Source organism: Pontibacter aydingkolensis (assembly GCF_019443125.1).
Taxonomy (GTDB): Bacteria; Bacteroidota; Bacteroidia; order Cytophagales; family Hymenobacteraceae; genus Pontibacter; species Pontibacter aydingkolensis.
The window spans coordinates 391,901-418,522 of sequence record NZ_JAHYXK010000002.1 but is presented as its reverse complement, the minus strand read 5'-3'; the positions used below and the strand labels follow the sequence as shown (position 1 = coordinate 418,522).

The window sequence follows — 26,622 nt, the reverse complement described above, 5'->3', positions numbered from 1 at the left end:
CTTAAATCATGATAGACCCCAGTCAGATCGTTTTGCTGTTTGCCGCCTTGGTTTTCTCTGCCTTTTTTTCGGGTATAGAAATGGCCTTTGTGGCAGCCAACAAGATTCAGATCGAGCTCAGCGAAAAGAATGGTGTACTGTCTGGGCGCATACTTTGGTATTTGTTGCAGCGCCCATCACGGTTTTTAGGCACGGCATTAATCGGCAATACCCTTGCGCTGGTGCTGTACGGCTTTGCAATAGCCGGAATACTAAACACGCTGCTTTTGGTATACTTACCCCAGCCATTTCAGTTTAATTTACTTATACTGCTTATCCAGATTATTATTGCGTCAGTAGTGGTTTTGCTTACTGCCGAGTTTTTGCCACGGAGTTTAGCAGCCATAAATCCTAACCGTTTGCTGCAGGTTTTGGCGGTTCCGATACTTGTACTCTATTACATGTTATACCCTGTGGTTTACCTGATTGTAAGCCTGAGTAAACTGGTGGCCGAAAAACTTTTCAGGATTGAGTTCTCAGAAGAAAAGCCTGTGTTTGGCTTTACAGACCTGAATGCATACATCAAAAACCACCTCTACCACCCGGAGCAGGAAAACGCACCCGAGGTAGATCCCCAGATATTCCATAACGCACTTGAGTTTAAAACGGTGAAAGTGCGCGAGTGCATGGTACCACGTACCGAGATAGAGGCTGTAGAGATAGGGGATACTCTTGAAACGCTACGCCAGACATTTGTGCAAACGGGACATTCCAAAATTCTGGTCTATAAGGATACTATTGATAATATAGTAGGGTACTGCCACCAACTGGATATGTTTAAGCGCCCGCAAAGCGTGGCTGAAATAATTTCGCAGGTAAGTATGGTGCCCGAAAGTATGCTGGCCAGCGAGCTTTTTGTAAAATTTGTTTCAGAACATCGCAGTGTAGCCGTGGTGATAGATGAGTTTGGAGGCACTTCAGGCATTGTGACAGTAGAAGACGTGATAGAAGAGATATTCGGGGAAATAGAAGACGAGTTTGATATTAATGATGAGCTGCTGGAACAGGTAATTGCAGAAGAGGGATTATACTTATTGAGTGCGCGGCACGAAATAGATTACCTGAACGAGAAGTATGACCTGAACCTGCCTGAAGGCGATTATGAAACACTTGGAGGTCTTATTTTCTCTGTTTTCGGCGAAATACCAACACCTGGTGATGAAATAGAAGTAGCGCCTTTTCTTATCACAGTACTCTCCATGGACGATAACCGCATCAACGCTGTGAAGCTGATTAAAAAATCAGATTATCAGGTAGATGCAGAATAATAAGCCTGAACACATAAAATTTTTGAATTTTAACACGATTAACCTTATTTTGCACAATCCTTTTATAAGTTAAATAAAGAATGGCATTAATTAATAAGATTAGAGAGAAGTCTGGTTGGGCTGTAGGAGCCATTGCCATAGGGCTTGGTATATTTGTAGTAGGCGGTGACCTGTTAGGGCCAAACTCAAGGCTAATGGGTAACGATGCAACAGTTATCGGTGAAATCGGAGGGGAAGAAGTAGGATACGATGAGTTTGATGCGGCTTTCCAGCAACTTAAAGTAAACTATGAAAACCAGGTAGGCCGTGCAGCCACTGAAAACGAAATGGCTATGCTGCGTGAGCAGGCATGGAACCAGCTGATCTTTAAGATTGCCTTAGAGAAAGAGTACGATCGTTTAGGAATAGAAGTAACTGACGAAGAACTGGCAGACATGGTGCAGGGTAACAACATTCACCCGGCTGTGCAACAGGCTTTCGTTAATCCGCAAACAGGTCTGTTCGACCAGAGCCAGGTAGTACAGTACCTGCAAAACCTCGATCAGATGGGCCCTGAGGCGCGTCCTATGTGGACTAACTTCGAGCAGGGCATCATTGCAGACCGCATTGCGACAAAGTATAATAATCTGCTTGCTAAGTCAGTATACATAACGGATGCAGAAGCTAAGCACTTTTATAAAGCCCAGAATGCATCAGCAAGTTTAAAAGTGCTGTTTGTGCCTTACGCTACAATGGCAGACTCTGCTGTTACTGTATCTGATGCAAAACTTAAAGAGTATTACGAGCGCAACAAAGAGCTTTATAAAGTAGAAGATGGCCGTTCAGTAGAGTATGTTGTAATAGATGTAAACGCATCCAGAGAAGACAGCACATACTATCAGCAGGAGATCAGCACACTTGCACAGCAATTTGCAAACGCAACAAACGATTCTGCTTTTGTTTACACAAACTCAGACCAACCTTTTGACGGCACCTACCAAACGCCTGGCAACCTGCCAGAGGAACTGCGCAAGCAACTGCCATTACAGGAAGGTAAAGTATATGGCCCATATACTCAAAATGGCACAATGGCGCTTTTCAAAGTAATGGATGCCAAAGAAAGTGCTACAAGCGCTGTAAGAGCAAGCCATATCTTGATCAGACCTGAAGGTGATACACCAGAGGCAAAAGCAGCTGCCAAAACAAAAGCGCAGGATGTTCTAAACCAGATCAAAGGCGGGGCAGACTTTGCACAGATGGCTTCTCAGTACGGTAGCGATGGAACTGCCTCTGTAGGCGGTGATTTGGGTTGGTTTGAAGAAGGCCGTATGGTTGGTCCTTTTGACAAAGCCGTGTTTGGTCATGCAGGAGCTGGTTTACTGCCAAACCTGGTAGAAACCGAGTATGGCTACCACATTGTAAAAGTAACAGAGCCTAAAACAAAGCAGCAGTATAAAATTGCCGCTGTACAGCGCTCAGTAGAGGCCAGCGAAACAACCCGCGACGTAGCCTACGCTATTGCAGATGAGTTATCTGGCACAAGCGGCAGCGCAGAAGAGTTCAGAGAAAATGTTGCTAAAAATAAGTCTTTGGTTAAAGAAGAAGCCAAGGAGATCGGTAAAAACCAGATAATGGTAAATAACCTGAACAATTCGCGCGAACTGGTACGTTGGGCTTACGCTAATGACACTGAAATAGGCGATGTGTCTAAGGTGTTCGAGATAGAAGACAAGTTTGTTGTGGCAACACTTACTGGCAAGCGTGAAAAAGGCTATGCTAAAATAGAAGACATTAAAGAAGAGCTAACGGCAGCCGTACGCAACCAAGTTAAAGCTGAGCAGATCATTGAGAAGCTAAAAGGCCAGAAAGGCTCGTTAGACCAGATTGCTGCTAGCTACGGACCAAATGCCATGGTTAAAACTGCCGATAACGTAACACTTGCTTCTACTGCCATACCGGGGTTCGGTGTTGAGCCGGTTGCTATCGGCAAGGCGTTTGGTATGAAGCAGGGTTCCCGCTCAGCCCCTATCGAAGGACAGAACGGTGTATTGATCGTTGAACTGGTTAACCTGGATCAGGCTCCTGAAATCAATGACTTTAGTAACGTAAAAGAGCAACTGCGTACATCGCGTGCAGGCAACGTGCAAAGCAAAGCCTTCGAAGCCATCAAAGACAAAGCTGATATTAAGGATAACCGCGTTAAATTCTTCTAGAATCTAGCAAAGTATAAATTCAAAAAAAGCCACTCCCACAAAGGGTGGCTTTTTTTGTTGTATACCCGTACCTTCAATTTATCCGCAGCGCTTTAATATCAAAGCCCGCTTAACTTACGTTTTAAGTATATTATGCCAGCTAAACCATTTCGTATTTTATTTAGCGCTATACTGCTGCTTCTTGTAACGCTTACAGCCTCAGCCCAAAACCAGGAGCTGCAGCTGGCACGCGAGTACTACAGCAAAGGCGATTATGCAAAGGCAGAAGAACTATACAGTAAACTGGTAGAACAGCCCAGATTGTTCCAGGCGGTTTACCCCGACTACCTGAAAGTGTTGCTGGCACAGCGAAACTACAAGGAAGCCGAAAAACTGGTGAAGAAGACCATAAAGCGATACCCGGATATCCCCAACTACCAGGTAGATCTGGGTAAGGTATACCAGGCTTCAGGCGATAAGGCTACCGCTGAAAAATATTATGATAAAATGCTGGAGCAGCTAAAGCCTGAGCAGGTAATAAGCCTGGCAAGCGCCTTTATGCAAAGCGACCTGTTTGATTATGCCGAGAAAACATACTTGCGTGGCCGTGTGCTCAGTGAAAACCCACTGGAGTTTAACAGGCCGCTTATTGCGCTTTACGCTTATCGCCAGAAAAATACCAGCCTGATACCTGAGATACTGAACCTGCTGCAAGCCGACGATAATGAACTGGGGTATGTGCAGAACATGCTGCAGAACAGTATGCGCGAAGAAAAAAACCTGGATGAACTGGAGAAAGAGCTGATACTGCGGGTGCAGCAAAACCCCGATAAGCTGGCATACAACGAACTTTTGATCTGGCTTTACATTCAGCGAAAAGATTTTTATGCGGCTTTGATGCAGGCCAGGGCTGTAGATAAGCGCACGCGCAGTGGTGGTACTCGTGTTATGGAGCTTGGTGCCATCAGCTTGAAGAACGATGATTACGAGGGCGCCATTGAGGCCTACGATTACATTGTAAAAGAATACCCGGAAGGGCCATACTACCTGATAGCACGACAGCGACTGATAAATGCGCGGGAAGAGCAGATACAGAATACATTTCCTGTGGATAAGGATAAGATAAGGGCACTTATAACCGACTACGAGGCTTTACTAAATGAGGTAGGCAGATCTGCCCAAACAGTAGAAGTATTGCAGCACATGGCCGGCTTGTATGCATTTTATTTAGACGACAGGGAAAAAGCCATTGCCCTGTTGCAGGAAGCGATAGACATGCCGCGCGCCAATCCGGATTTTGTAGCCAATAGCAAACTAACCTTAGGAGACATTTATCTGCTAAAAGGCGAGCCTTGGGAAAGTACATTGCTGTACTCGCAGGTAGAAAAAACGCACAAAGAAACCCCCATAGGGCATGAGGCCAAACTGAGAAACGCCAGGCTAAACTACTACAAAGGCGATTTTGAACTGGCCCAGGCGCACTTGGATATACTGAAACTGGCTACCAGTCGCGAAATTGCCAACGATGCCATGGACCTGAGCCTGCTTATAACAGACAACACCGGTCTCGATACCTCTACGGTAGCTATGGAAGAGTATGCGGCCATTGATCTGCTGGTGTTTCAGAACAAATTGGCAGAGGCTATTACAGCACTTGATACTATGCTGAAAAAATACCCGGGCCATAGCCTTACAGATGAGATATACTTTCAGAAGGCAAATATTTACGAACGTATGGGGCAGTTTGAGCAGGCCGTAGAAAGCCTGAGCAAAATCGTTAGCAACCCGCAATATGATATTCTGAGTGATGATGCCTTATACAGGATGGCCTATATTTATGAAGAGAATCTGAAAGACAAGGAGAGGGCACAGGAACTCTACAACGATCTGTTAAAAAAGCACCAGGGGAGCATCTACATAGCAGAGGCCCGTAAACGCTTTCGAAAACTGCGAGGCGATAGTATAAATTAGTAAGGCTAGTCTCCGAAGAAAATAACAAGTATAAGTATAAAGATGATGAAGAAGCCATACATCACCAGGTCCAGCGAATAATTTTTATACTTTTCGAAAATCTCTCTGAATCGTTTCACGGATTATCCTGTTGTACTTCTGTGGCAAAGATACGACTTTTTACAGGGAAGCCGAACCGCAGCAGGTAAGCATGGCCTTAAAATACCCCTTAAATTAGCTACCTTTGCAACAGATTAAATGTAGTGTAGCAGAAGCATATGGAGAAAAGGTGGGTATATAACCAGGAGGCGCCAGCCGATGTAGTGGATAGTCTTGCGGAAAGCCTCAAGATAAGCCCAAAACTTGCCTCTATACTTTGCCAGCGCAGCATCTGCACTTACGACGAAGCCAAGCATTTTTTCCGACCATCGCTGTCCGACCTTCATGACCCGTTCCTGATGAAGGACATGGATTTGGCTGTTGACAGAATGAATGAGGCCCTGCACCGCAATGAAAAGATACTGGTGTATGGAGATTACGATGTAGACGGCACTACCTCGGTAGCCTTGATGTATGGCTTCCTGCGCAACTATACTTCCAACGTTGATTTTTACATTCCGGACAGGTACAAAGAAGGCTACGGCGTTTCTTCGCAGGGTATAGATTACGCCGCTGAAAATGGCTTTGGCCTGATCATAAGCCTCGACTGCGGTATAAAGTCGGCTGACAAGGTTGCTTATGCTTCTGAGAAAGGCATCGACTTTATTATCTGTGACCACCACTTACCCGACGAAGACATACCAAAGGCTGTTGCCGTACTCGACCCAAAACAGATTGATTGCCCTTATCCATACAAAGAACTGTCGGGTTGTGGTGTTGGTTTTAAATTGCTGCAGGCATTCTGTTTTCAGAACGATATAGACCAGGAGGAAGTATACAAGCTGCTTGATTTGCTGGTAGTAAGTATAGCCTCTGATATTGTGCCTATAACCGGGGAGAACCGCATACTTGCCTATTATGGTTTACGCCACCTGAACGGCCCGCAACCTTTGCGACCAGGATTGGATGCCCTGAAGGAGCTGGCAGGTATAACCAGTGAGATGGACATTACGAGCATTGTGTTTGGCTTTGCACCTCGTATCAACGCAGCTGGCCGCATGGGCGATGCAAAGAACTCAGTACGCATGCTGCTGGCCCAGACAAAGGAAGAAGCCTTTAAAATGGCCGACATCATAAACGAGTCTAATAAAGCACGCCGGGACAAAGACAGCAACATTACCAAAGAGGCGCTGCAGATGATAGAGGAAGACGATTTTCTGCGCAGCGCCAGTTCCACCGTTTTGTTTAAAGACTCCTGGCACAAAGGCGTGATTGGAATTGTAGCCTCGCGCTGTATTGAGAAGTATTACCGTCCAACTATTATACTTACCCAGTCTAATGGTAAGGCGTCTGGTTCTGCTCGTTCTGTGCATGGCTTTAATGTGCATAGTGCCATCGAAAGTTGCTCCGACTTACTGGAGCAATTTGGCGGGCATATGTATGCAGCAGGCTTAACCCTGCCTGTAGAGAATATCCCGGCCTTTAGAGAGCGTTTCGAGAAAGTAGTGACTGATACCATTACTGAGGAGCAGAAGATACCGCAGATAGAGATAGACGGCAAAATAGAATTAAAGCAGATTACCCGTAACTTCTACAACATTGTGCGGCAGATGGAGCCCTTTGGGCCCGGTAACATGAGACCTACTTTTGTTTCAGAGTGTGTGTATGATACCGGTAGTGTACGTATTGTAGGCGATTCGCACTTGAAACTACGCCTTACACAAGATGGTTTTTATAGTATAGATGCGATCGGTTTTGGTCTTAGCGATTACTATCACAAAATATCAAAAGGCATTCCGTTTGACGTGTGTTACACAGTTGAGGAAAATATTTACCGGGGCGTAATTACCCTGCAACTCCGCATAAAAGACATACGCTTAAAATAAAAAAAGGCTCCCGTTAAAGGAGCCTTCTTCGTTTTAACCTAATATATGTTGTTCCAATCTATGGCTTTGGATACATGTGTTTTAGCTGCTGCAGCGGGCTTTCCTGTGCCACTACATTATCCTGAAGGCAGAGCTGGGCAAGCGTTTCAAAATCACCGGCAAAGAAATTGATGTCTACGGCTGCATTTATTCCAGAAACACTTCCTTTATCAGTATACTGCCAGAACATCCAGCTGTCGGTGTGGTGAATTTCAGGCTTGTTGTCGCTGTAGCGTGCTATCCAGAACAGGTACTCAGAGAAATGGCCTTTCAGGTGGCGGCGGTAAAAGCTCTGGCCAGTATAAATAATTGGTTTTACGCCATAATGTGCTGTAACCGCCTCCAGCCACACTTTTATACTTTTCCGCATTTCCTCGCTGCTGATCTTTGCGTCTGTAACCTCAATATCAAGTACAGGGGGCAGATCGCCAGGCTCCAGTGTTACAGTGCTTAAAAAAAGATCTATCTGGCCTTGAATAGGAGCTTCCGGCTTAAAGAAATGATATGCACCGCGCTTAATACCGTGGCGTTTGGTCTCTTCCCAGTTGCGGGCAAAGTATGGGTCTAATCTAAAATCGCCTTGGGTAGCCTTCACAAAAGCAAACGAAACATCCGATTCCTTAACTAATGACCAATCAACCTCTTTTTGCCAACGAGAAACATCTATGCCTTTTAAAGATGATGTGGTAGTGGTTGTAGTAGTAGCTTTAGGCTCGTTGTTGTCGGGCAAAGATGGGTTTGCAGGTGTTAATGTAAAGCTGGAAGCCAGTAGCAAGCCGGAAACTAATAGCTTGTGACTAGTTGAAACAAGTAAAGAAAAAATCATAAAGGCAGTTGTAAAGTAAAGCGAGATATTAAATTATGTATTAATCAGATACCTGTCAACACCTTATTATAAGGTTTATATACTTTATTAATTAAATTTAAATAGCAAAAGTTCAATATTTTGCATTTTGTGTAACATGAAAACAGTATAAGCGTGCACGTTGCAGGATGCAGCCTTTATGCGTAATTTAGCACCGATGATACTGAGAGCAGAACACCTGATAAAAAAGTATAAGTCTCGCCTTGTAGTAAACGATGTGAGCGTAGAGGTAAACCAGGGAGAGATCGTGGGTTTACTGGGGCCAAACGGTGCCGGGAAAACTACTTCTTTTTACATGATAGTGGGGCTTGTAAAGCCAAACAAAGGTAAAATATATCTGAATGATGAGGATATAACCGACCTGCCTATGTACCAGCGGGCCAAGCGCGGAGTGGGCTACCTGGCACAGGAGGCTTCAGTGTTCAGACAGCTCACAGTAGAAGAAAACATCCTGTCGGTGCTTGAAATGACCAACCTGCCAAAGCAGGCACAGCGAGAAAAAGTAGAGGAGCTGCTGGAGGAGTTCTCGCTGACGCATGTGCGTAAAAATAAAGGCATTGTACTATCAGGAGGTGAGCGTCGCCGCACTGAAATTGCCCGCGCCCTGGCCGTGGATCCTAAATTCGTGCTATTAGATGAGCCTTTTGCCGGTGTGGACCCAATCGCTGTGGAAGAGATTCAAAGTATAGTTGCCAAGCTAAAGAACAAAAATATCGGTATCCTGATTACCGACCACAACGTAAACGAAACCCTGTCTATTACAGACCGTGCATACTTGCTGTTCGAAGGTAAAATTCTGAAAGCAGGAACCGCAGAAGAACTAGCCGCTGACGAGCAGGTACGCCGCGTATACCTGGGTAAACATTTCGAGCTAAAAAGAAAGATTTAGTCTTTAATAGGTATATTACAAGGCTAAAGTATGCACGCTCAGAAGTAGACAAAGCAGTTTAATCACTTAGCCAAACCACATTGGAAATCATCAACTCGATAGTAACCTGGGTAATGAAGAAGCGGATTCATGACATTGATCTGTTTCGGAAATATCCGCATGAAGTACAGCAGGAGTTATTTCAGGACCTGATCAGTACAGCGAAAGGCACTGAATGGGGCAAGAAGTATGGTTATAGTGACGGCCTTTCTGTGCGGGAGTTTCAGGAGCGGGTGCCGGTATGTACTTACGAAGAGCTATACCCGTACATTGAGCGCGTGATGAAAGGCGAGCAGAACCTGCTGTGGCCGAGTAAGATTGAGTGGTTTGCCAAATCATCGGGTACTACAAATGCCCGTAGCAAGTTTATACCCGTAAGTCCGGAGAGTTTGGAAGATTGCCATTATAAAGGTGGTAAAGACATGCTCTCTATCTACGTTAATCTGTTCCCGGAAACGAAGTTATTTACTGGCAAAGGCCTTTCTATTGGCGGAAGCCACCGGCCAAGTGAGCTAAATGCTAAAGTATCCTGTGGTGATGTATCGGCGGTAATTATGCAGAACCTGCCTATCTGGGCTGAGGCCATGCGTACTCCGCCGCTTAAAGTGGCCCTGATGGATAAGTGGGAGGATAAGATAGAGAAAATGGTGGAGCTAACCGTGCAGGAGAATGTAACCAGCCTGAGCGGAGTACCCACATGGACCTATGTGCTACTGAAACGCATACTTGAAGTTACCGGCAAGAATAACATACTGGAAGTATGGCCAAACCTGGAGCTGTTTACACATGGAGCTGTAGCATTCGGGCCTTATCGCCAACTGTTCAGGGAAATTATCCCTTCTGATAAAATGAATTACCTGGAAGTATACAATGCTTCGGAAGGGTTTTTTGGGATACAGGATCAGGCAGGCACAGAAGACGAAATGCTGCTGATGCTGGACTACGGTGTATACTACGAGTTTATTCCCATGGACCAGTTTGAGGAAGAAAATCCTAAAACGCTGACACTGGACCAGGTGGAACTGGGTAAAAACTACGCCCTAGTTATTTCTACGAATGCCGGATTGTGGCGTTATAAAATTGGCGATACCATCCGATTTACTAACCTAAGTCCGTACCGCATTAAAATATCAGGCCGCACCAAGCATTTCATAAATGCCTTTGGCGAAGAGGTGATTGTAGAAAATGCGGAAACAGCCATAACCAAAGCCTGCAAGGTAACAGATGCAATTATTTCTAATTTCACGGCTGCCCCTATTTACATGGAAAGCGGCAAACGCGGCGGCCACGAATGGCTGATTGAGTTTGAAAAAGAGCCAAATAATGTATCGCAGTTCACCAAAGTGTTGGACGAAACGTTGCGGGAAGTAAACTCCGACTACGACGCTAAACGCCAGAACGAAATCGCCCTGCAGGAGCCTATTGTACATGTTGCTCCGGAAGGTACTTTTATGAACTGGCTGCGCGATAAAAATAAGCTGGGAGGGCAGAATAAAATACCTCGCCTCAGTAACGACCGCGAGTACCTGGAGGAGATGATGCAGTATGTGGTGGTTGACCGATGATTTAAGGGATTAAGCGCAGATTAAAGAGATTTTACTCATAATGCCTCTGCCGCAAGCTTAGCGGAAGCGTAAATGTGGCTATACATAAAGCCTGTCTGTAAATGGCTTTCTGCGAGAGCATAAAAATATACTCTGTGAGATTTATACTTTGTGAATTCCCCTCTGGGGGTAGGGGCCCTCGAAAAAGAGAGAGGCAGGGGTGTGTTAATCATCATGCGGTAATCGTCAATTGCCAAAGTATAAAGTATAGCTCAGGCCATCGCAGCCCTTGCTTTTTCAAAGCAAATCGATTGAAAACTGCTGCCATACTTAGCCACATCTACGCTTCCACTAAACCTGCGGCAGAATTAATGACATTAAATTAAAGGATAAATGTAAATCCCCGGCAATTTATACTTGCCGGGGATTTACATTTTAAAGTATAACTTAAAAGCCTTTAACTTACAGATATCGGAGGTTATTAATCGCGGCATACAAACCTAATCCAAGGAATAACAGCAAGAGAACGTTTGCAACAACCGGTATTTTCTTGTCCTTAATCTCTTTGTAGCGGACAATATTGAGTGTCACGAGCCCTAAAAGTATAAGGTTGACAATAGTTAACACCTTGTTAACGGTGCGCCATATATCCCTGATTTCTGCGGTCATCACTTTATTTTGTTTGTCTGTAGGTTATAGTATTACACTAATATACAGCCAATTTATAATTCTCTAACTTATAATTAAAAGCGCAGCAGCCTCACTATTCCATAAAGCTACTGAACATGCCGCCTTCTTTTTTAGCGTTTTCCCCGCGTGGCATCAGCGCCTCAATCAGCTTCTTAACAGGCATCGACTGTAGCCATACTTTGCCTGTACCGCGTAAAGTTGCCAGAAATAAACCTTCTCCACCAAATATCATCGACTTTAAACCGCCTGCGCGCTGCACACTGAAATCTATACCTTCCTCAAAAGCAACTACACAACCGGTATCTACACGCAGGGTTTCGTTATTTAGCTGCTTTTCTACCACAGTACCGCCGGCATGTATAAATGCCCTGCCATCGCCCTGTAAACGCTGAAGTATAAAACCCTCACCTCCAAAAAATCCGGAGCCCAGGCGCTGGTTAAAATGGATGCTGAGCTTAGTGCCCAAGGCTGCCGCCAGAAACGCATCTTTCTGGGCTATCAGGGAGTTGTTTCGGGTAGTGCTCAGGTCTATCGGAAGTATGGTGCCTGGGTAGGGAGCTGAGAAAGCTACATGGCTTTTACCGTGGCCGCGGTGGGTAAAGTGGGTCATAAAAAGTGACTCGCCAGTAATCAGGCGGCTGCCTGCCGATACCAGTTTTCCCAAAAAGCCCTGGCTGGGGTTAGAGCCATCTCCCATCTTGGTTTCGAAATCGATGCCTTCTTCCATGTACACCATAGCGCCGGCTTCGGCAATTACGGTTTCGTTTGTGTCCAGCTCAATCTCCAGCACCTGAATATCGTTGCCAAAAATCTTGTAATCTATCTCGTGCGAGTTTCTCATAGTTGTTTGGGTTAGGTTGATGATAGTAGAAAGTTAGCTTATTATTCTAAAAAGGTAAAGGGTGAAAGGCAAAACTATAGTTTACTGCTTTGCCTTTCACCCTTTACAACCAATCAAAATTAATACTTATACTTTAATCGACTTCCTCATCGTCATCATCACCTTTTTTACGACGAACTTTTGGCAAGTCTTTATCATCATCATCAGAAACCGAACTAGTGCCGCGCACAAAGTCCTCGTCGGTTTCTTCTACCTCTTCGCCTTCCTCTACATGGTATTCTTCTTCTTCAGCGCGCTTTGCTTTTTCGGCTGCATCGCGTTTCAGTAGCTTTTTGTCGTCTACGTTCTTGTTTAAGAACTCATTTATGCGGTCTATGCTATAGTTTGACTTAATTTCGCCGTGCTCGTTTACTTTTATCTCAAACCCTTCGAGGTCTTTGTGCACCCGCGACTTTTTCTTGCTGCTTTTGCCTTCTTTCTTATTTTTAGCCATGATCTTCTGGTTTATACTTACTGATGTATAAGCGAAGAAGGAATAATTTGTTACAATACAGCTTAAAGTGGCGGAAATAAAAAAGGCCAGCCCCATAAGGCCGGCCTTTCTATATGTTATAATTTGCTATACTTAAGCCGTAGCGTACTGGCTTAGTTTTGCAATGGCAGTTTCAATGCGGGTAGCTGTTTCTTCGCGGCCAATCACTTCAATAATCTGCATCAGGTCAGGGCCAGCTTCTGCACCGGTTACAGCTAGGCGCAGCGCCTGCATAACCTGTCCAATCTTCATGCCGTGGCGTTCAAGTATGGCAATCAGTAAGTCCTTAACAGTATCAGCATTGAAGTTATCCAGCGAAGAAAGCTCGTTCTTGAAATCCTCGAAAACGGCTACAGACTGGCTATTCCACTTCTTAGAGGCTACTTTTTCGCTATACTCTGTTGGAGCCACAAAGAAATACTCTGCTTCTTTCCAGAAATCCTGCGGGAAGCTTACACGCTCTTTCATCAGGCCTGCAATTTTTTCTGCTTTTTCCGGAGTTGTGGTGATACCGTGATCTTCCAGAGCCTTTATCAGGTAACCGGCCAGTTCGCTGTCTGGCTTGGCACGCAGGTATTGCTCGTTAAACCAACGTGCTTTCTGGATATCGAAACGAGTCCCTGACTTACCGATACGCTCCACAGTAAACTCCTGGATCAATTCATCCATAGAGAAAATCTCCTGCTGCGTGCCCGGGTTCCAACCTAAAAAGGCAAGGAAGTTAGTAAAGGCCTCAGGCAGATAGCCGCTCTCACGGTAGCCAGAAGACACTTCGTTTGTAAATGGATCCTGCCAACGTAGTGGGAATACCGGGAAGCCCAGTTTATCACCGTCGCGCTTGCTTAATTTACCGTTTCCGTCTGGCTTCAGCAGCAGTGGCAGGTGTGCAAACTCAGGCATAGTATCTTCCCAGCCCAGGTAGCGGTACAGCAACACGTGCAGCGGCGCAGACGGCAACCACTCCTCACCACGTATCACGTGCGTGATCTTCATCAGGTGGTCGTCTACTATGTTGGCCAGGTGGTACGTTGGCATACCATCCGACTTCATCAATACTTTATCATCAATGGCAGAAGAGTGTACCATTACCCAGCCACGGATCAGGTCTTTTAAACGTACTTCTTCTTTGCGCGGTACTTTTAAGCGGATCACGTAAGGGTCACCGGACTCCAGGCGCCTTTTCACTTCATCCTCTGGCAGGGTAAGTGAGTTTTTCATGGTGGCGCGTGTAATGGCGTTGTACTGTGGCGTAGCTACCTTGGCAGCCTTTAAACGCTCACGCATTTCATCCAGCTCCTCAGCAGTATCAAAGGCATAGTAAGCATGGCCGCTCTCTACCAGTTGCAGCGCATACTGCATGTACATTGGCTTGCGCTCCGACTGGCGGTAAGGCGCGTAAGGGCCGCCGTTCCATGGGCTTTCATCCAGCTCAATGCCGCACCACTCCAGCGACTCACGTATGTAATCTTCGGCACCAGGCACAAAACGGTTCTGGTCTGTGTCTTCGATGCGCAGAATCATTTTACCGCCTGTTTTACGGGCAAGCAAAAAGTTGTAAAGGGCAGTGCGCACACCACCGATATGGAGAGGCCCTGTCGGGCTTGGGGCAAAGCGTACTCTAACTTCTCTTTCCATGTATGGTTGTTGTATTCAAATCAATTGAGGTGCAAAGGTACAAAATAAACTACGGTTTCGGTAACGTGAAGCACAGTGTGTGTAGCAAAGTATAAATAACAGTTACAGCTGACTGTTGTTCCCATAGGATAAACATAATCAGCTAATTGCGTATTGGCTTAATAGAAGTATACAATTTGCCTGTTATGCCGCGGAAAAGATTACTGATGTCGTGGGGATTACTAAAAGAAACCTGGCTGGAATTTCTGGATAATAACTCTTTTCAGAAAGGTGCGGCATTGGCTTACTATACTATCTTTGCGCTTCCCCCTATGCTTATCATCATCATCAGCGCAGCAGGTTATTTTTTTGGAGAGCAGGCTGTGTCCGGGGAGATATACTTCCACATTAAGGAGTTGATTGGTTCGGAGGGTGCTTACTCAGTGCAGAAAATGGTGGAGAACGTTAACGAGTTTGGTGCTTTTAACCTGGCTGCCATTATCGGTGGTGTGGCTTTGTTTATCGCAGCTACAGGTGTGTTTATTTCGCTACAGGATTCCCTTAATGAGATATGGCATGTAAAGCCTGTGCCCAAGCGCGGTTATCTGAAGCTAATCCTGGATAGGTTTCTTTCTTTCGGGATGATACTGTTTATTGCCATCATCCTGCTGTTGTCGCTGTTGGCAAATACTATTCTGGTGGCTATCGGTGATTTTCTGACGGCCCGCTTTTCAGGTTGGATCGTGTATGTGCTGCATGGGGCAAATTTTTTATCGGCTTTTCTGCTGATGTCTTTCCTTTTTGCCTGTATCTATAAGTTTTTGCCTGACGCAAAGATTAAGTGGCGCGATGTGGGAGTAGGTGCCTTTGTTACTTCCCTGTTGTTTGTTTTATTCAGAGGACTGATCGGATTCTATTTAGGCAAAAATAACATAGGTTCGGTATATGGGGCAGCGGGTTCTGTAGTGATTATACTTACGTGGGTCTTCTTTACATCTCAGATTATCTTCTTCGGGGCCGTTTTCACGTTTGTGTACTCCCGAAAGTATGGCTTTAATATTTACCCCGCCGACTATGCCGTGCGCGTAATAAGGCAGGAGGTAGAGGTGGGCAACTCCGCGGTAAATGCCGAACCTGGCAAGCATGATAAAGAAGTATACGGAGAACTGGAAGAGGAGGAAGCGCCTTCGGTTACTGACGAGGGAGAAAAGGCAGAGGGAGCGAATATTTAGAATTTGGGAGTTAGAGAGTTTGGAAAGTATAACATTATACTTTTAGATATTTTATTACAACTTGACACAAGTTATTCTTTTCTTGTTTCTGATGTTCCTCAGTTTTGCTTGCCTATTGTTTCATCTCAGGCATTGATGTGCTCAAGGCCGCAAGGCCTCGTCCTCGGGCATCGCGCTGTCTATTGAAGCTGCTACTCGCTCCGCTGCGGGCTGGCCTAGTGGGCACAGCAACAATAGAAGGCGCTCAACCTAAGGACTGGGATGGACACTTCTTCGCCAGCGACTGTTGCAATTTGGAATAAAGTATAAAGTTTGATTTGTAGGGACAGGTCGCGACCTGTCCGAGGAATGGCATCAGCAATGGAGCTTGAGCCTTAGCTAAAACAACGGCAGAAAGTCCCCCTTTGAAAGGGGATGTATATACTCTGACTAAAGCAACAACAGGCACCCCCTATAGATAAGGATGGGGGAGGGCCAAGGCCAAGGAGACAGGCTTTACTTAAGTGATAAAGTATAAAAACACAAAAGACAAAGAAGCCATACTTAACTCCTTTGTCTTTTGTAAAAAAACTCCTTCGTCTAAAAACCTATTTCGTAGCGATGCAAGAGATCTCCACATTCACATCTTTAGGCAGGCGGCTAACCTCAACTGTTTCGCGGGCGGGAGGGTTGCTGGTGAAGTAGCTTCCGTATGTCTCGTTTATCTTGCCAAAGTTGTTCAGGTCTTTTACAAAGATCGAGCACTTAAGCACGTTGCTGAAATCCATGCCGGCCTCTGAAAGTATAGCCTTTAGGTTCTGCATAACTTTGTGAGTTTCGTTCTCGATGCTGTCGTTGGTCAGGTTGCCGCTTTCTGCATCCAAGGCTATCTGGCCAGATACATAAAGTATACCGTTTGCTAACGTTGCCTGACTGTATGGGCCAATCGGAGCTGGTGCTTTTGTAGAGTTGATGATGGTATGTGCCATAATAAGATTCGTTTAAATGTGTATCTTTACCATCAAAAGTACAGAAATATGCACATAGTTGTTTTGTCTGGCCCGGAAATGGCCACCGAATTCAAGCAAAAGTTTCCGGAAGAGAAAGAAGGTATAAGCTACACCTTTATGCATACCCATACTTTGGTGGATGAGCAATTAAAGCCTACCGATGTAGTGTTTGATTTTCTGTTACATGAGCAACCTGAACGACTGGCAATGTATGCTCCGGATCAGGTTGTGTTCTGTAATGCAGTTACTATTCAGTTAGCGGCTTTAGTGCATCAGGCAGAGTTGGAGATGCCATGTACATTGATAGGTTTCAACGGCCTGCCAACACTCTTTAATCGTTCGGTGCTGGAGGTAAGTCTGCTGCGGAAGCAGGACGAGCCAAAGCTGAAGGAAGCATGCGAAACACTCGGTACAGAATACCTTCTTGTAGATGATCGAGTAGGTATGGTGACACCGCGTATGATCTGTATGATCATTAATGAAGCCTTTTATACGTTGCAGGAGAAAACAGCCGGCGTTCAGGATATTGATCTGGGCATGAAGCTGGGTACAAATTATCCGAAGGGGCCTTTTGAATGGGCCAGCCAGATTGGAATTGCCAATGTGTATAAAGTACTGCAGGCTGTTTACGAGGATACGAAAGAAGAAAGGTATAAAATCTGCCCCTTGCTTAAAACAACATATTTGAAAGTTGAGGAAGTAGCATAAACTACAGAGAAATAAAAAAGGGAGCCATTTGGCTCCCTTTTCTTTTATACATATCAGCTATTACTCTACTGTAACAGACTTTGCCAGGTTACGTGGCTGATCTACGTTACAACCGCGCATTACTGCAATATGGTACGATAGCAACTGCAATGGAATAACAGACAGAAGCGGCATCAGGTGCTCACTTGTTTCTGGTATCTCAATCACATAGTCGGCCATAGAAGGAATTGTGGTATCGCCCTCGGTTACAATAGCAATTACCTTACCCTTACGGGCTTTTACCTCCTGCACATTCGATACAATTTTATCGTAAGAGCTGTCTTTTGTGGCAATTACCACAACCGGCATCTGCTCATCGATCAATGCAATCGGGCCGTGCTTCATTTCTGCGGCAGGGTAGCCTTCAGCGTGTATATAAGATATCTCTTTTAATTTAAGAGCTCCCTCTAGTGCAACCGGGAAGTTATACCCACGGCCCAGATACAAGAAGTTGGTAGCATCTTTAAATATCTCAGATATCTCTACAATTTGATTATCCAGCTTAAGGGCCTTTTCAACTTTAGCAGGTATACTTTCCAACTCTGCCATCAACTGGTGTAACTTGGTGGTTTCTAAAGTGCCGCGCTTTGTGCCAAGTATCATTGCAATAAGCGTAAGCACTGTAACCTGCGCTGTAAAGGCTTTTGTACTTGCTACTCCAATCTCAGGACCAGCGTGGGTATAGGCGCCCGCATCAGTAGCACGTGCAATAGAAGAACCTACTACATTACAGATGCCAAAAATTGTAGCGCCCTTAGACTTTGCAAGTTCTAATGCAGCCAAAGTATCTGCTGTTTCACCTGACTGCGAGATTGCAACAACAATATCTTTTTCTGTTATGATCGGGTTACGGTAACGGAATTCAGAAGCATACTCTACCTCAACCGGAATGCGGGCCAGGTCTTCAATCAGATACTCAGCTACAAGGCCGGCATGCCACGATGTACCACATGCTACAATTATAATACGATCAGCATTAGCAAACTTATTTTCATACTCACGCACGCCGCTCATCATCATGTGATTGCTTTCTGCAACCAGACGGCCACGCATGCTGTCAAGTATAGAGCGAGGCTGCTCGTAAATCTCTTTCAGCATAAAGTGCTCGTATCCGCCCTTTTCGATAGACTCAAGCTCCATCTCCAGGCGTTGCACATAAGGTGTTTGTTTTACGTCCTCTTTTGTGCGTATTTCCAGTTCACCATCCTTAATAACTACCAGCTCATAATCGTTTACATAGATCACATCGTTGGTGTATTCAATAATTGGGGTGGCATCAGAGGCTAAAAAATACTCTCCCTTACCTACGCCCACTACCAATGGGCTACCTTTTCTGGCTGCTATAAGCTGGTTAGGGCTATCTTTAGCTAGAACAACAATAGCATAAGCTCCTACAACTTCATGCATAGCCAGGCGCACTGCCTCTGGCATAGTGCAGTTGTTGTTCACTCTGATATCCTCAATCAGGTTTATAAAAACCTCAGAGTCTGTATCCGATTTAAAAGTATGGCCTTTCTCCTGTAGCAGGGTTTTAAGCGCTGCATAGTTCTCAATAATACCGTTGTGGATTATAGCGATATTGCCGGAGCTGGAATAGTGGGGATGCGCATTTTTGTCATTCGGCTCGCCGTGCGTAGCCCAGCGTGTATGGCCCATGCCAATATTACCATGGGTATCTTTATCGGCTAGGAATTCCTCCAGGTCAGTTACTTTCCCTTTTTTCTTATAAATGCTCAGGTCGCCGTTCATTAAGGCAACTCCGGCACTATCGTACCCGCGGTACTCTAATCTTTTCAGTCCTTTAATTATAACGGGGCAAGCCTCTCTGTGGCCCACGTATGCTACAATTCCACACATGCTCTTTAGATATTTTAAATAAAATAGGTACCCCGTAAAGGTACCTATCAGGATATTAATAAATAAGTTATTTACTTCAATTTTGAATAGTATACTACCAACTGCACCTTGTTATTATCTGTATTCGTGATAATAGTTCTATAAGGTCTGATTTCTGGAGTAATAGAATTGCCGCCTTGTGAAGGAACCACAGTTGCTGTAGCTAACAATAAGCCTGTATTTGGCTTCTTGTCTAGCAGCATTGCCTGGAAGTATGATGTAATATTAAGGGTATACCTGCTGCGCTTAGCGTCATAGAATAGTGCCGCCGGAAAATTAGTGCCGTTTAACTGCCCAACTCCATTTTGTTGTACAGCTATAGCGCTACCGTTCACATCTTTTAAAATGCGGTTTGTACTATTAGTTTGATATGCAACAAGTTGTGGCGGTGCCGGAAGTACAGAAGTAGAGTTTGCCTTTATAGGTAAAATTAACTCAGCACGGTTAATAATAATAGAGCCGGTTGCTTCTTTAAATTTCTGTAGGTATGGCAGTGTAAGCTTAGTAACAAGCTGCGTATTGTTCTGGATGTAACTTTCCTTGCCATTTTCTTCAGTTGCCGGCAGAAAATCTCCAGCCTGGTTTAACGATTCTACTACGGTACCAGCGCGATTGCCTTCAAAGTTTGTGAAGTAGCTAACAGCTGGGCTTTGCGCAAATCTGAAAATGTGCTTCTTCTTGTTAGTGCCGTTCCTGTAGTGCATCACAATTTTAGAACTATCCGCGGCCAGGTTAAGTGCCAGAATACTAGATGGAGCTCCTTCCGGTGCAATAGCCAGACCTTTAAAGAAAGCCTCAAAATTATCCTGCGATTTAAGAGGGCTTTGGCCCGACTGAGCTACGAACTCATCGATCAGGCTTTGCGGAAGCTTGATTTTAACCAGCCTTTTTGCTGCAGTAGAGTCTACATCAAACTGCTTTTTCTTTTCGTAAAGCAAAGGCACCAATGTAGCAGAGCCAAGTGGGGTTGCCTCTTTTGCCAGTGTTGTACTTGTAAAGTAAGACGCTTTTTCCTGGAAGCCTTCCGTTAAACGGAAAACATTGAGTTTCAGGGGCTGAGTTTTGTTGCCGTAGATAAAGCTATAATCCAGTGTCAGCACAAGAGAGTCAACTTGCGGGTTTTCACCGAAGCTAAGATCAGAGCCATTAAGGGCAACTTCTGTATAAGTAGTAGCCTTTAATGTGCCTAATACAGGGTCCGACAAAATGCCTGCTTGAGCAGGAGTAGTCTTAAACGATAGTATAGAGTCGGTTAAAAGTACCGTTCCTGTATTAATAGTAATCGTATCTGTAAAATCTGTGCCTATCTGGTTTTCATCCTGCAGGTCAATTCCAATGTCTGTAGGGTCGTCGCAAGATGCAAGGGTGGCAATAGAAAAGAAGAATAATAGAAATCTTCTAACGGCTGAGTTCATTATACAGGTTGTAGTAAGAGTCTAAAAGGGTATCGTCGGCGCTAACGGTGCTAATGCTTTTGGTTTGCATATAGTCGTTAAACAGCGCGTTTATATTTTCGCTAAAGTTCTCATTTGTCTTGATAACAGAGTCAGCGTACTCCATACCAATTTTAATAAAGCTGTCCAGATCCGTAGACTTTAGATGCTCCTGCATACTTTCGTCAATATCCAGCATTTTAACTTTCTCTAACAGGTCTCCCTCAAACTTATGCTTATAATCGTGGTTGTACACTGTAAACATCGACTTTGAATCCTTAAAAATAGGGTCCTTCTTATAAGTCGATTTCAGGTACATTGGTATTAAGCCTGTCATCCAGTCGTTGCAATGCACAATGTCCGGTGCCCAGCCAAGTTTCTTCACTGTTTCCAGCACGCCCTTGCAGAAGAAGATCGCGCGCTCGTCGTTGTCTTGATGAAACTTGTTGTTCTTGTCAACAAAAACGGACTTTCTGTGAAAATAGTCTTCGTTGTCGATAAAATATACTTGCAGTTTAGCATTCGGAATAGATGCCACCTTGATAATCAGCGGTTTCTCGTCGTCGCCAACAGCAATATTTATACCTGACAGGCGTACTACTTCGTGCAAACGGTTTTTACGCTCGTTTATTAAGCCAAAACGCGGAACAAAAATACGGATCTCCATTCCTCGCTCCTGCATTCCCTGTGGTAACGTTTGTAAAAATTCGGCTACTTTAGTGGTTTGTAAGAAAGGATTAATCTCTGTGGCGGCGTAAAGAATTCGCAATTTTGACATGAATAGTAAGTTAAAAATTAATAAGCAACAGTAATGGGACGTGCAAAATTAGTATTTTTTATTCTAATTTTCAATTTTATGCGTTATAACTTACATTTGCCGGCCTTAACAAGACATACCAGGCATTCAGATTAAATGGAAGTTATAAAGCAGGTTAGCACCATCCGCGAAAAAATGCAGGCCCTGAGGTGTAGCGGCAAGCGTATAGGCTTTGTGCCCACCATGGGAGCATTGCATGAGGGGCACCTGCAGCTGCTTCGCGCTTCTGCCAGAGAAAACGACATAACAGTTTGCAGCATTTTTGTAAACCCCACCCAGTTTAATAACCCAAACGACTATAAACTGTATCCCCGTACTTCAGAGCAGGATATCCGATTACTACAGTCTGTTAACTGCGATTACCTTTTTCTGCCTGATGCACAGGAAGTATACACACAACAGTCGCTTTTGAAGTTTAGTTTCGGAGAGCTGGAGACGGTGATGGAGGGCGAGCACCGTCCGGGGCATTTTAACGGTGTGGCTACTATCGTGAGCAAGCTTTTCCACTACACATTACCCCATAAAGCATACTTTGGTCAAAAAGACCTGCAGCAGGTTGCCATAGTACGGCAATTGGTGCAGGCGCTGAGTTTTGATCTTGAGTTGGTATGTTACCCAACTGTGCGGGAGGAAAGTGGTTTAGCTATGTCGTCGCGGAACGAACGCTTGAGTAGCGAGCAGCGCCAAATTGCGGCGGACTTGTATAAAGCCCTGAAGATGGCAGCAGCCATGTTGCCTGAAAAGCCGGTGCAAAGTGTAAAAAAAGAGGTGGCCGACTATCTGAAAAGTAGAGACCAAATAGAACTGGAGTATTTTGAAGTGGCAGACCCCGCGACACTGCAGCCTGTGCAAGATGTTAAAAATGCAAAAGAAGTAGCGTTATGCCTTGCTGCCCAGGTTGGTCCGGTGCGACTTATCGATAACCTGCTGGTGAATTTAAACGAAGAGTAGGTTGTTGACTAAGGTGTGGAAAGGCTGCTTATACTTTGATAGTTAATCTGCGGGCAATTGTCTAACTTTGCGCTTTATTACAAGATACACCATGTATATTGAGGTTTTAAAATCCAAAATCCACCGTTGTAAGGTAACACAGGCCGAACTGCATTATGTTGGCAGCATCACTATTGACGAAGACCTGATGGACGCCGCAAACGTGGTGGAGAATGAGAAAGTACAGATCGTTAACATCAACAACGGCGAGCGTTTTGAAACTTATGTGATCAAAGGCGAGCGCGGAACCGGCACAGTTTGCTTAAATGGTCCGGCGGCGCGAAAGGTGCAGGTAGGCGATATCGTAATTGTTATTTCTTACTGCAGTATCAAATTCGAAGACGCTAAAACTCACACGCCTACACTAGTTTTCCCGGATCAGCACAACCGCCTGGTGTAAACCCCTCGCATGAAACAGCTGCTCTCTTTTCTGAAATACGCGCTGCTGCTGGGTGTATCCGCATTTCTGATGTGGTATGCACTAAAAGAGCTTGATTTTCAGAAAATGTGGGCCGAGCTGAAGAATACTAACTATGTTTGGATCGGTGTTTCGCTGCTGATGGGTATAGCTGCCTACATGAGCCGTGCTTTCCGGTGGCATATGCAGATAATGCCAACAGGCTATAATCCATCGCTATTGCATACCTATCGTGCTATGATGGTGGGCTACCTGGCCAACCTGGTGCTTCCGCGAATGGGGGAGGTGGTTCGCTGCAGCGTCCTGAAGCGTTCTGATAATGTGCCTGTCAATACAGGATTTGGAACGGTGATCGCTGAGCGTCTGATCGACATGGTCATGCTGCTGCTGGCCATTGGCATCACATTTTTGGTTGAGTTTAACCGTATCCGCGATTTCTTCCTGGGCCTTTTTACAGATAAGTATACCGGTCTGGAGCATGCCATGAACTCTCTTTATTGGGTGTTCTGGGTTTTATTGGGCGCGGCCGCAGTTATACTTTTCATTTTGCTGCGCTACCTTAGCCGCCTGCGTAAGAATGCATACTTTAAAAAAGTGGTTAGCTTTGTAAAAGGTATGCTGAAAGGCGTTTTCAGTATAACTAAGCTCGATAACCAAGTTGCGTTTTGGGGACACACGGTTTTTGTGTGGCTGATGTACTACGGCATGAGTATGGTAGTTTTCTTTGCTTTGCCTGCTACAAGCGATCTTGGTTGGGGAGCTGGTTTATCAGTGTTGGTGATAGGTAGTTTGGGTATGGCCGCGCCGGTACAAGGCGGAATAGGCGTATACCATTTGTTAGTGCAGGCAACATTGCTGCTGTACGGTGTGCCCAAAGAAGCCGGTATGGCTTATGCTTTGCTGGCGCATACTTCACAAACACTTTTGGTCGTTATAATGGGGGTGCTTAGTTTTGTAGCAAGTATGCTGCACCGGCCGCAACACACGATGGCAGAAGAAAACACATCAATCCATGAATTCAAGCGATAAGATATTTACGCTGCCTCAGTTACAGGAGCAGTTAGAAGCATGGCGCGCGCAGGGCCAGAAAATTGTTTTCACGAACGGCTGCTTCGATCTGCTGCACCTAGGCCACGTAGATTACCTTGAAAAAGCACGACAACTTGGCGATAAACTGGTACTCGGGCTTAACACGGATGCATCAATCAGCCGTATAAAAGGGCCAAGCCGTCCGTTACAGGACGAAATGTCACGTGCGCGGGTAATGGCATCTCTTTTGTTTGTGGATGCAGTAGTGCTCTTTAACGACGACACTCCATTAGAACTGATCAAAGCTGTGCAGCCGGATATACTGGTAAAAGGTGATGACTATGCAGTGGAGCAGATCGTGGGCCATGAGGTAGTAGTGGCTAAAGGCGGAAAGGTAAAAACAGTTCCGCTTGTTAAAGGTTACTCTACTACAAACATTGTAAGTAAAATAGAAAATCAAATTAACGAAAATAGATAATTATGATCTGGATAATAATGATTGCCATGATGCTTGCAAGTTGGCTTGTAAGTTGGCGGTTAAAAAGCAAGTTTAAAGAATATTCCCAAACTCCTTTGAGCTCGGGGCTTAGCGGCCGCGAGGTGGCAGAAATGATGCTGCGCGACAATGGCATTACAGATGTAAAAGTAATGTCGGTTGCAGGTCGGTTAACTGACCATTATAACCCAACTGACAAAACTGTTAACCTAAGCGAGTATGTGTACGAAGCGCGTAGCGCCGCCGCAGCAGCTGTAGCAGCCCACGAATGCGGCCACGCCGTGCAACATGCCAAGGCGTATGCATTCCTGAAATTCCGTTCGGCTATGGTGCCAGCATTAAGTATAGCTTCGCGCTACATGCAGTGGATTTTACTTATTGGTATCTTTATGATACAGTCTACGCCTGTGCCTTTGGCGATTGGTGTGGCCTTGTTCGGTTTAACTACTATCTTCAGTTTTGTAACGCTGCCGGTAGAGTTTGATGCCAGTAAGCGTGCATTGGCTTGGATAGATCAGCGCGGTATTGTAACCACACAAGAGCATGGTATGGCAAAGGATGCATTAAAGTGGGCTGCCTTAACCTATGTAGTGGCTGCGCTTGGCTCACTGGCAACGCTGCTTTATTACGTCTCTATACTAATGGGTCGCCGCGACTAAAATGTTAGCAAGAAATATAATATAAGTATAAACGCCGTCTGCACATGTGCAGACGGCGTTTATTATTTAAATAGGCTTATAATAAGTATAGGTAAGCAGATAAAGTATAAAAATAATCGGCTAGCATAACAATTAATGTTATACTGGGTTGATTTAATTGCACTGTATTTCATAGTTTTGTACCCGTAAAATAATTGTTTCAACAGAATCCTTTATATACACAAGTATGAATTTTCAATTAACAGAAGAGCATCTGGCAGTACAGGCTGCTGCACGTGAGTTTGCACAGACAGAGTTGTTGCCGGGCGTTATTGAGCGCGACGAGCACCAGAAATTCCCTGCTGAGCAAATCAAGAAAATGGGCGAGCTTGGCTTTATGGGTATGATGGTAGACCCGAAGTATAACGGCGGCGGCATGGACACCATCTCTTATGTACTGGCCATGGAAGAAATCTCCAAAGTAGATGCTTCTGCTTCTGTTGTAATGTCTGTTAACAACTCGCTAGTTTGCTGGGGCCTGGAGAAGTATGGCACTGAAGAGCAAAAGCAGAAATATTTAACAAAGCTTGCTACAGGTGAGATCATCGGAGCGTTCTGTTTGTCTGAGCCGGAAGCTGGTTCTGATGCAACATCGCAGCGTACCACCGCTGAAGACAAAGGCGATTACTACCTGCTGAACGGCACAAAGAACTGGATCACAAACGGAAGCACAGCATCTGTATACCTGGTAATAGCGCAGACTGATCCTGAGAAGAAGCACCGTGGTATTAACGCCTTGATCGTGGAGCGTGGCATGGAAGGTTTTGAGATAGGCCCCAAAGAAAACAAGCTGGGTATCCGTGGCTCTGATACGCACTCTTTGATGTTTACAGATGTTAAAGTACCAAAAGAGAACCGCATCGGCGAAGACGGCTTCGGCTTTAAGTTCGCGATGTCTACGTTGGCAGGAGGTCGTATCGGTATCGCGTCGCAGGCACTCGGTATTGCTTCTGGCGCTTACGAACTGGCTGTGAAATACTCTAAAGAGCGTAAAGCGTTTGGTGTAGAGATTGCGAAGCACCAGGCTATACAGTTTAAGCTGGCTGACATGGCTACCAACATTGAGGCTGCCCGTCTGCTTTGTCTTCAGGCTGCACATGATAAAGACACGCATTCCGATTATGGTAAGTCTGGCGCTATGGCGAAGCTTTTTGCATCAAAAGTGGCGATGGAAACAACAGTAGAGGCGGTACAAGTTCACGGCGGTTACGGTTTCGTGAAAGAGTACCATGTAGAGCGTTTGATGCGCGATGCAAAAATTACACAAATTTACGAAGGTACTTCTGAGATACAGAAAATAGTAATTTCAAGAGAACTGCTTAAGTGAAAATAGCCTTAAAACATTGTCTCCATGCTGTTTAAGCTAAGAATAGTGTTTCTCTAATTAAAATTTATTTTTTAAATTTATTTT

At 45.0% G+C, this 26,622-nt stretch carries 22 protein-coding genes; 14 read left to right on the top strand and 8 right to left on the bottom strand.

What is annotated here, in order from left to right; all coding sequences use genetic code 11:
- The first annotated feature begins 8 nt into the window (after positions 1 to 8).
- The 4 genes from K0O23_RS04175 to recJ all read left to right on the top strand — a co-directional run bounded on the left by K0O23_RS04175 (position 9) and on the right by recJ (position 7,413).
- On the top strand, positions 9 to 1,307 hold the full coding sequence (locus K0O23_RS04175; protein ID WP_219876131.1) for a hemolysin family protein: 1,299 nt from the start codon (positions 9 to 11) through the stop codon (positions 1,305 to 1,307).
- 80 nt (positions 1,308 to 1,387) lie between these two features.
- Positions 1,388 to 3,499: a peptidylprolyl isomerase gene (locus tag K0O23_RS04170; RefSeq protein ID WP_219876130.1), complete on the top strand. Its 2,112-nt coding sequence runs from the start codon at positions 1,388 to 1,390 to the stop codon at positions 3,497 to 3,499.
- A gap of 132 nt (positions 3,500 to 3,631) precedes the next feature.
- Positions 3,632 to 5,449 carry a tetratricopeptide repeat protein gene (locus K0O23_RS04165; RefSeq protein WP_219876129.1) on the top strand — a complete coding sequence of 606 codons (1,818 nt, stop codon included), beginning with the start codon at positions 3,632 to 3,634 and terminating at the stop codon, positions 5,447 to 5,449.
- Between the two features lie 257 nt (positions 5,450 to 5,706).
- The gene (recJ, locus tag K0O23_RS04160; RefSeq protein WP_219876128.1) at positions 5,707 to 7,413 is read left to right on the top strand and encodes a single-stranded-DNA-specific exonuclease RecJ; all 1,707 of its coding nucleotides are present in this window, start codon (positions 5,707 to 5,709) and stop codon (positions 7,411 to 7,413) included.
- Positions 7,414 to 7,471: 58 nt separating this feature from the next.
- Here recJ and K0O23_RS04155 read toward each other — a convergent pair whose 3' ends face one another.
- Positions 7,472 to 8,278: a glycoside hydrolase family 25 protein gene (locus tag K0O23_RS04155; protein ID WP_219876127.1), complete on the bottom strand. Its 807-nt coding sequence runs from the start codon at positions 8,276 to 8,278 to the stop codon at positions 7,472 to 7,474.
- Between the two features lie 196 nt (positions 8,279 to 8,474).
- On the opposite strand from K0O23_RS04155, the gene lptB reads away from it, so the two are divergent.
- Together lptB and K0O23_RS04145 are read left to right on the top strand one after the other, a co-directional pair.
- Positions 8,475 to 9,206 (top strand): LPS export ABC transporter ATP-binding protein, encoded by a 732-nt coding sequence (gene lptB / locus K0O23_RS04150; RefSeq protein ID WP_219876126.1) that lies wholly within the window; start codon positions 8,475 to 8,477, stop codon positions 9,204 to 9,206.
- Between the two features lie 113 nt (positions 9,207 to 9,319).
- Positions 9,320 to 10,810, top strand: a complete 1,491-nt coding sequence (locus K0O23_RS04145; RefSeq protein WP_219876212.1) for a GH3 auxin-responsive promoter family protein — start codon at positions 9,320 to 9,322, stop codon at positions 10,808 to 10,810.
- A gap of 742 nt (positions 10,811 to 11,552) precedes the next feature.
- On the opposite strand, the gene K0O23_RS04140 is transcribed toward K0O23_RS04145, so the two are convergent.
- The 3 genes from K0O23_RS04140 to gltX all read right to left on the bottom strand — a co-directional run bounded on the left by K0O23_RS04140 (position 11,553) and on the right by gltX (position 14,487).
- Complete coding sequence (locus K0O23_RS04140) at positions 11,553 to 12,320, bottom strand: TIGR00266 family protein (protein WP_219876125.1); 768 nt, start codon at positions 12,318 to 12,320, stop codon at positions 11,553 to 11,555.
- A 133-nt stretch (positions 12,321 to 12,453) separates the two neighbouring features.
- Positions 12,454 to 12,813: a hypothetical protein gene (locus K0O23_RS04135; RefSeq protein ID WP_219876124.1), complete on the bottom strand. Its 360-nt coding sequence runs from the start codon at positions 12,811 to 12,813 to the stop codon at positions 12,454 to 12,456.
- A 132-nt stretch (positions 12,814 to 12,945) separates the two neighbouring features.
- Positions 12,946 to 14,487: a glutamate--tRNA ligase gene (gene gltX / locus K0O23_RS04130; RefSeq protein WP_219876123.1), complete on the bottom strand. Its 1,542-nt coding sequence runs from the start codon at positions 14,485 to 14,487 to the stop codon at positions 12,946 to 12,948.
- Positions 14,488 to 14,672: 185 nt separating this feature from the next.
- Between gltX and K0O23_RS04125 the strand changes: the two genes are divergently transcribed.
- A complete protein-coding gene (locus K0O23_RS04125) occupies positions 14,673 to 15,698 on the top strand; it encodes a YihY/virulence factor BrkB family protein (protein ID WP_219876122.1) in 1,026 nt (341 codons plus the stop codon).
- Between the two features lie 587 nt (positions 15,699 to 16,285).
- On the opposite strand, the gene K0O23_RS04120 is transcribed toward K0O23_RS04125, so the two are convergent.
- On the bottom strand, positions 16,286 to 16,666 hold the full coding sequence (locus tag K0O23_RS04120; RefSeq protein WP_219876121.1) for a RidA family protein: 381 nt from the start codon (positions 16,664 to 16,666) through the stop codon (positions 16,286 to 16,288).
- A 48-nt stretch (positions 16,667 to 16,714) separates the two neighbouring features.
- Here K0O23_RS04120 and K0O23_RS04115 point away from each other — a divergent pair, with 48 nt between their 5' ends.
- Entirely contained in the window at positions 16,715 to 17,395 is a 681-nt protein-coding gene (locus K0O23_RS04115) for a 3-hydroxyacyl-CoA dehydrogenase family protein (RefSeq protein WP_219876120.1), read from the top strand.
- A 60-nt stretch (positions 17,396 to 17,455) separates the two neighbouring features.
- On the opposite strand, the gene glmS is transcribed toward K0O23_RS04115, so the two are convergent.
- The 3 genes from glmS to K0O23_RS04100 all read right to left on the bottom strand — a co-directional run bounded on the left by glmS (position 17,456) and on the right by K0O23_RS04100 (position 21,541).
- Positions 17,456 to 19,291: a glutamine--fructose-6-phosphate transaminase (isomerizing) gene (gene glmS / locus K0O23_RS04110; RefSeq protein WP_219876119.1), complete on the bottom strand. Its 1,836-nt coding sequence runs from the start codon at positions 19,289 to 19,291 to the stop codon at positions 17,456 to 17,458.
- A gap of 71 nt (positions 19,292 to 19,362) precedes the next feature.
- Positions 19,363 to 20,745 (bottom strand): DUF4270 family protein, encoded by a 1,383-nt coding sequence (locus tag K0O23_RS04105; RefSeq protein ID WP_219876118.1) that lies wholly within the window; start codon positions 20,743 to 20,745, stop codon positions 19,363 to 19,365.
- Positions 20,729 to 21,541, bottom strand: a complete 813-nt coding sequence (locus tag K0O23_RS04100; protein ID WP_219876117.1) for a glycogen/starch synthase — start codon at positions 21,539 to 21,541, stop codon at positions 20,729 to 20,731. The genes K0O23_RS04105 and K0O23_RS04100 overlap by 17 nt, the downstream gene beginning before the upstream one ends.
- Positions 21,542 to 21,676: 135 nt before the next feature.
- On the opposite strand from K0O23_RS04100, the gene panC reads away from it, so the two are divergent.
- From panC to K0O23_RS04070, 6 genes are all read left to right on the top strand, one after another.
- On the top strand, positions 21,677 to 22,531 hold the full coding sequence (panC, locus tag K0O23_RS04095; RefSeq protein WP_219876116.1) for a pantoate--beta-alanine ligase: 855 nt from the start codon (positions 21,677 to 21,679) through the stop codon (positions 22,529 to 22,531).
- A 91-nt stretch (positions 22,532 to 22,622) separates the two neighbouring features.
- Positions 22,623 to 22,970: an aspartate 1-decarboxylase gene (gene panD / locus K0O23_RS04090; protein ID WP_219876115.1), complete on the top strand. Its 348-nt coding sequence runs from the start codon at positions 22,623 to 22,625 to the stop codon at positions 22,968 to 22,970.
- Between the two features lie 9 nt (positions 22,971 to 22,979).
- Positions 22,980 to 24,017 carry a lysylphosphatidylglycerol synthase transmembrane domain-containing protein gene (locus K0O23_RS04085; RefSeq protein WP_219876114.1) on the top strand — a complete coding sequence of 346 codons (1,038 nt, stop codon included), beginning with the start codon at positions 22,980 to 22,982 and terminating at the stop codon, positions 24,015 to 24,017.
- A complete protein-coding gene (rfaE2, locus tag K0O23_RS04080) occupies positions 24,001 to 24,495 on the top strand; it encodes a D-glycero-beta-D-manno-heptose 1-phosphate adenylyltransferase (RefSeq protein ID WP_219876113.1) in 495 nt (164 codons plus the stop codon). The genes K0O23_RS04085 and rfaE2 overlap by 17 nt, the downstream gene beginning before the upstream one ends.
- Positions 24,496 to 24,497: 2 nt before the next feature.
- Complete coding sequence (locus tag K0O23_RS04075) at positions 24,498 to 25,172, top strand: zinc metallopeptidase (RefSeq protein WP_246596907.1); 675 nt, start codon at positions 24,498 to 24,500, stop codon at positions 25,170 to 25,172.
- 226 nt (positions 25,173 to 25,398) lie between these two features.
- The gene (locus tag K0O23_RS04070) at positions 25,399 to 26,538 is read left to right on the top strand and encodes an acyl-CoA dehydrogenase (protein WP_219876112.1); all 1,140 of its coding nucleotides are present in this window, start codon (positions 25,399 to 25,401) and stop codon (positions 26,536 to 26,538) included.
- The last annotated feature ends 84 nt before the right edge of the window (positions 26,539 to 26,622 follow it).

Excerpts from the sequence above, each read along its gene's own strand:
- panD (WP_219876115.1), top strand. The coding sequence starts at position 22,623 with ATGTATATTGAGGTTTTAAAATCCAAAATCCACCGTTGTAAGGTAACA.
- K0O23_RS04115 (WP_219876120.1), top strand. The coding sequence starts at position 16,715 with ATGCACATAGTTGTTTTGTCTGGCCCGGAAATGGCCACCGAATTCAAG.
- K0O23_RS04085 (WP_219876114.1), top strand. The coding sequence starts at position 22,980 with ATGAAACAGCTGCTCTCTTTTCTGAAATACGCGCTGCTGCTGGGTGTA.
- gltX (WP_219876123.1), bottom strand. The coding sequence starts at position 14,487 with ATGGAAAGAGAAGTTAGAGTACGCTTTGCCCCAAGCCCGACAGGGCCT.
- K0O23_RS04140 (WP_219876125.1), bottom strand. The coding sequence starts at position 12,320 with ATGAGAAACTCGCACGAGATAGATTACAAGATTTTTGGCAACGATATT.
- K0O23_RS04105 (WP_219876118.1), bottom strand. The coding sequence starts at position 20,745 with ATGAACTCAGCCGTTAGAAGATTTCTATTATTCTTCTTTTCTATTGCC.
- K0O23_RS04155 (WP_219876127.1), bottom strand. The coding sequence starts at position 8,278 with ATGATTTTTTCTTTACTTGTTTCAACTAGTCACAAGCTATTAGTTTCC.
- K0O23_RS04165 (WP_219876129.1), top strand. The coding sequence starts at position 3,632 with ATGCCAGCTAAACCATTTCGTATTTTATTTAGCGCTATACTGCTGCTT.
- K0O23_RS04120 (WP_219876121.1), bottom strand. The coding sequence starts at position 16,666 with ATGGCACATACCATCATCAACTCTACAAAAGCACCAGCTCCGATTGGC.
- K0O23_RS04125 (WP_219876122.1), top strand. The coding sequence starts at position 14,673 with ATGCCGCGGAAAAGATTACTGATGTCGTGGGGATTACTAAAAGAAACC.
- K0O23_RS04075 (WP_246596907.1), top strand. The coding sequence starts at position 24,498 with ATGATCTGGATAATAATGATTGCCATGATGCTTGCAAGTTGGCTTGTA.
- rfaE2 (WP_219876113.1), top strand. The coding sequence starts at position 24,001 with ATGAATTCAAGCGATAAGATATTTACGCTGCCTCAGTTACAGGAGCAG.
- K0O23_RS04100 (WP_219876117.1), bottom strand. The coding sequence starts at position 21,541 with ATGTCAAAATTGCGAATTCTTTACGCCGCCACAGAGATTAATCCTTTC.
- recJ (WP_219876128.1), top strand. The coding sequence starts at position 5,707 with ATGGAGAAAAGGTGGGTATATAACCAGGAGGCGCCAGCCGATGTAGTG.
- K0O23_RS04070 (WP_219876112.1), top strand. The coding sequence starts at position 25,399 with ATGAATTTTCAATTAACAGAAGAGCATCTGGCAGTACAGGCTGCTGCA.
- K0O23_RS04135 (WP_219876124.1), bottom strand. The coding sequence starts at position 12,813 with ATGGCTAAAAATAAGAAAGAAGGCAAAAGCAGCAAGAAAAAGTCGCGG.
- lptB (WP_219876126.1), top strand. The coding sequence starts at position 8,475 with ATGATACTGAGAGCAGAACACCTGATAAAAAAGTATAAGTCTCGCCTT.
- panC (WP_219876116.1), top strand. The coding sequence starts at position 21,677 with ATGGAAGTTATAAAGCAGGTTAGCACCATCCGCGAAAAAATGCAGGCC.
- K0O23_RS04145 (WP_219876212.1), top strand. The coding sequence starts at position 9,320 with ATGAAGAAGCGGATTCATGACATTGATCTGTTTCGGAAATATCCGCAT.
- K0O23_RS04175 (WP_219876131.1), top strand. The coding sequence starts at position 9 with ATGATAGACCCCAGTCAGATCGTTTTGCTGTTTGCCGCCTTGGTTTTC.
- K0O23_RS04170 (WP_219876130.1), top strand. The coding sequence starts at position 1,388 with ATGGCATTAATTAATAAGATTAGAGAGAAGTCTGGTTGGGCTGTAGGA.
- glmS (WP_219876119.1), bottom strand. The coding sequence starts at position 19,291 with ATGTGTGGAATTGTAGCATACGTGGGCCACAGAGAGGCTTGCCCCGTT.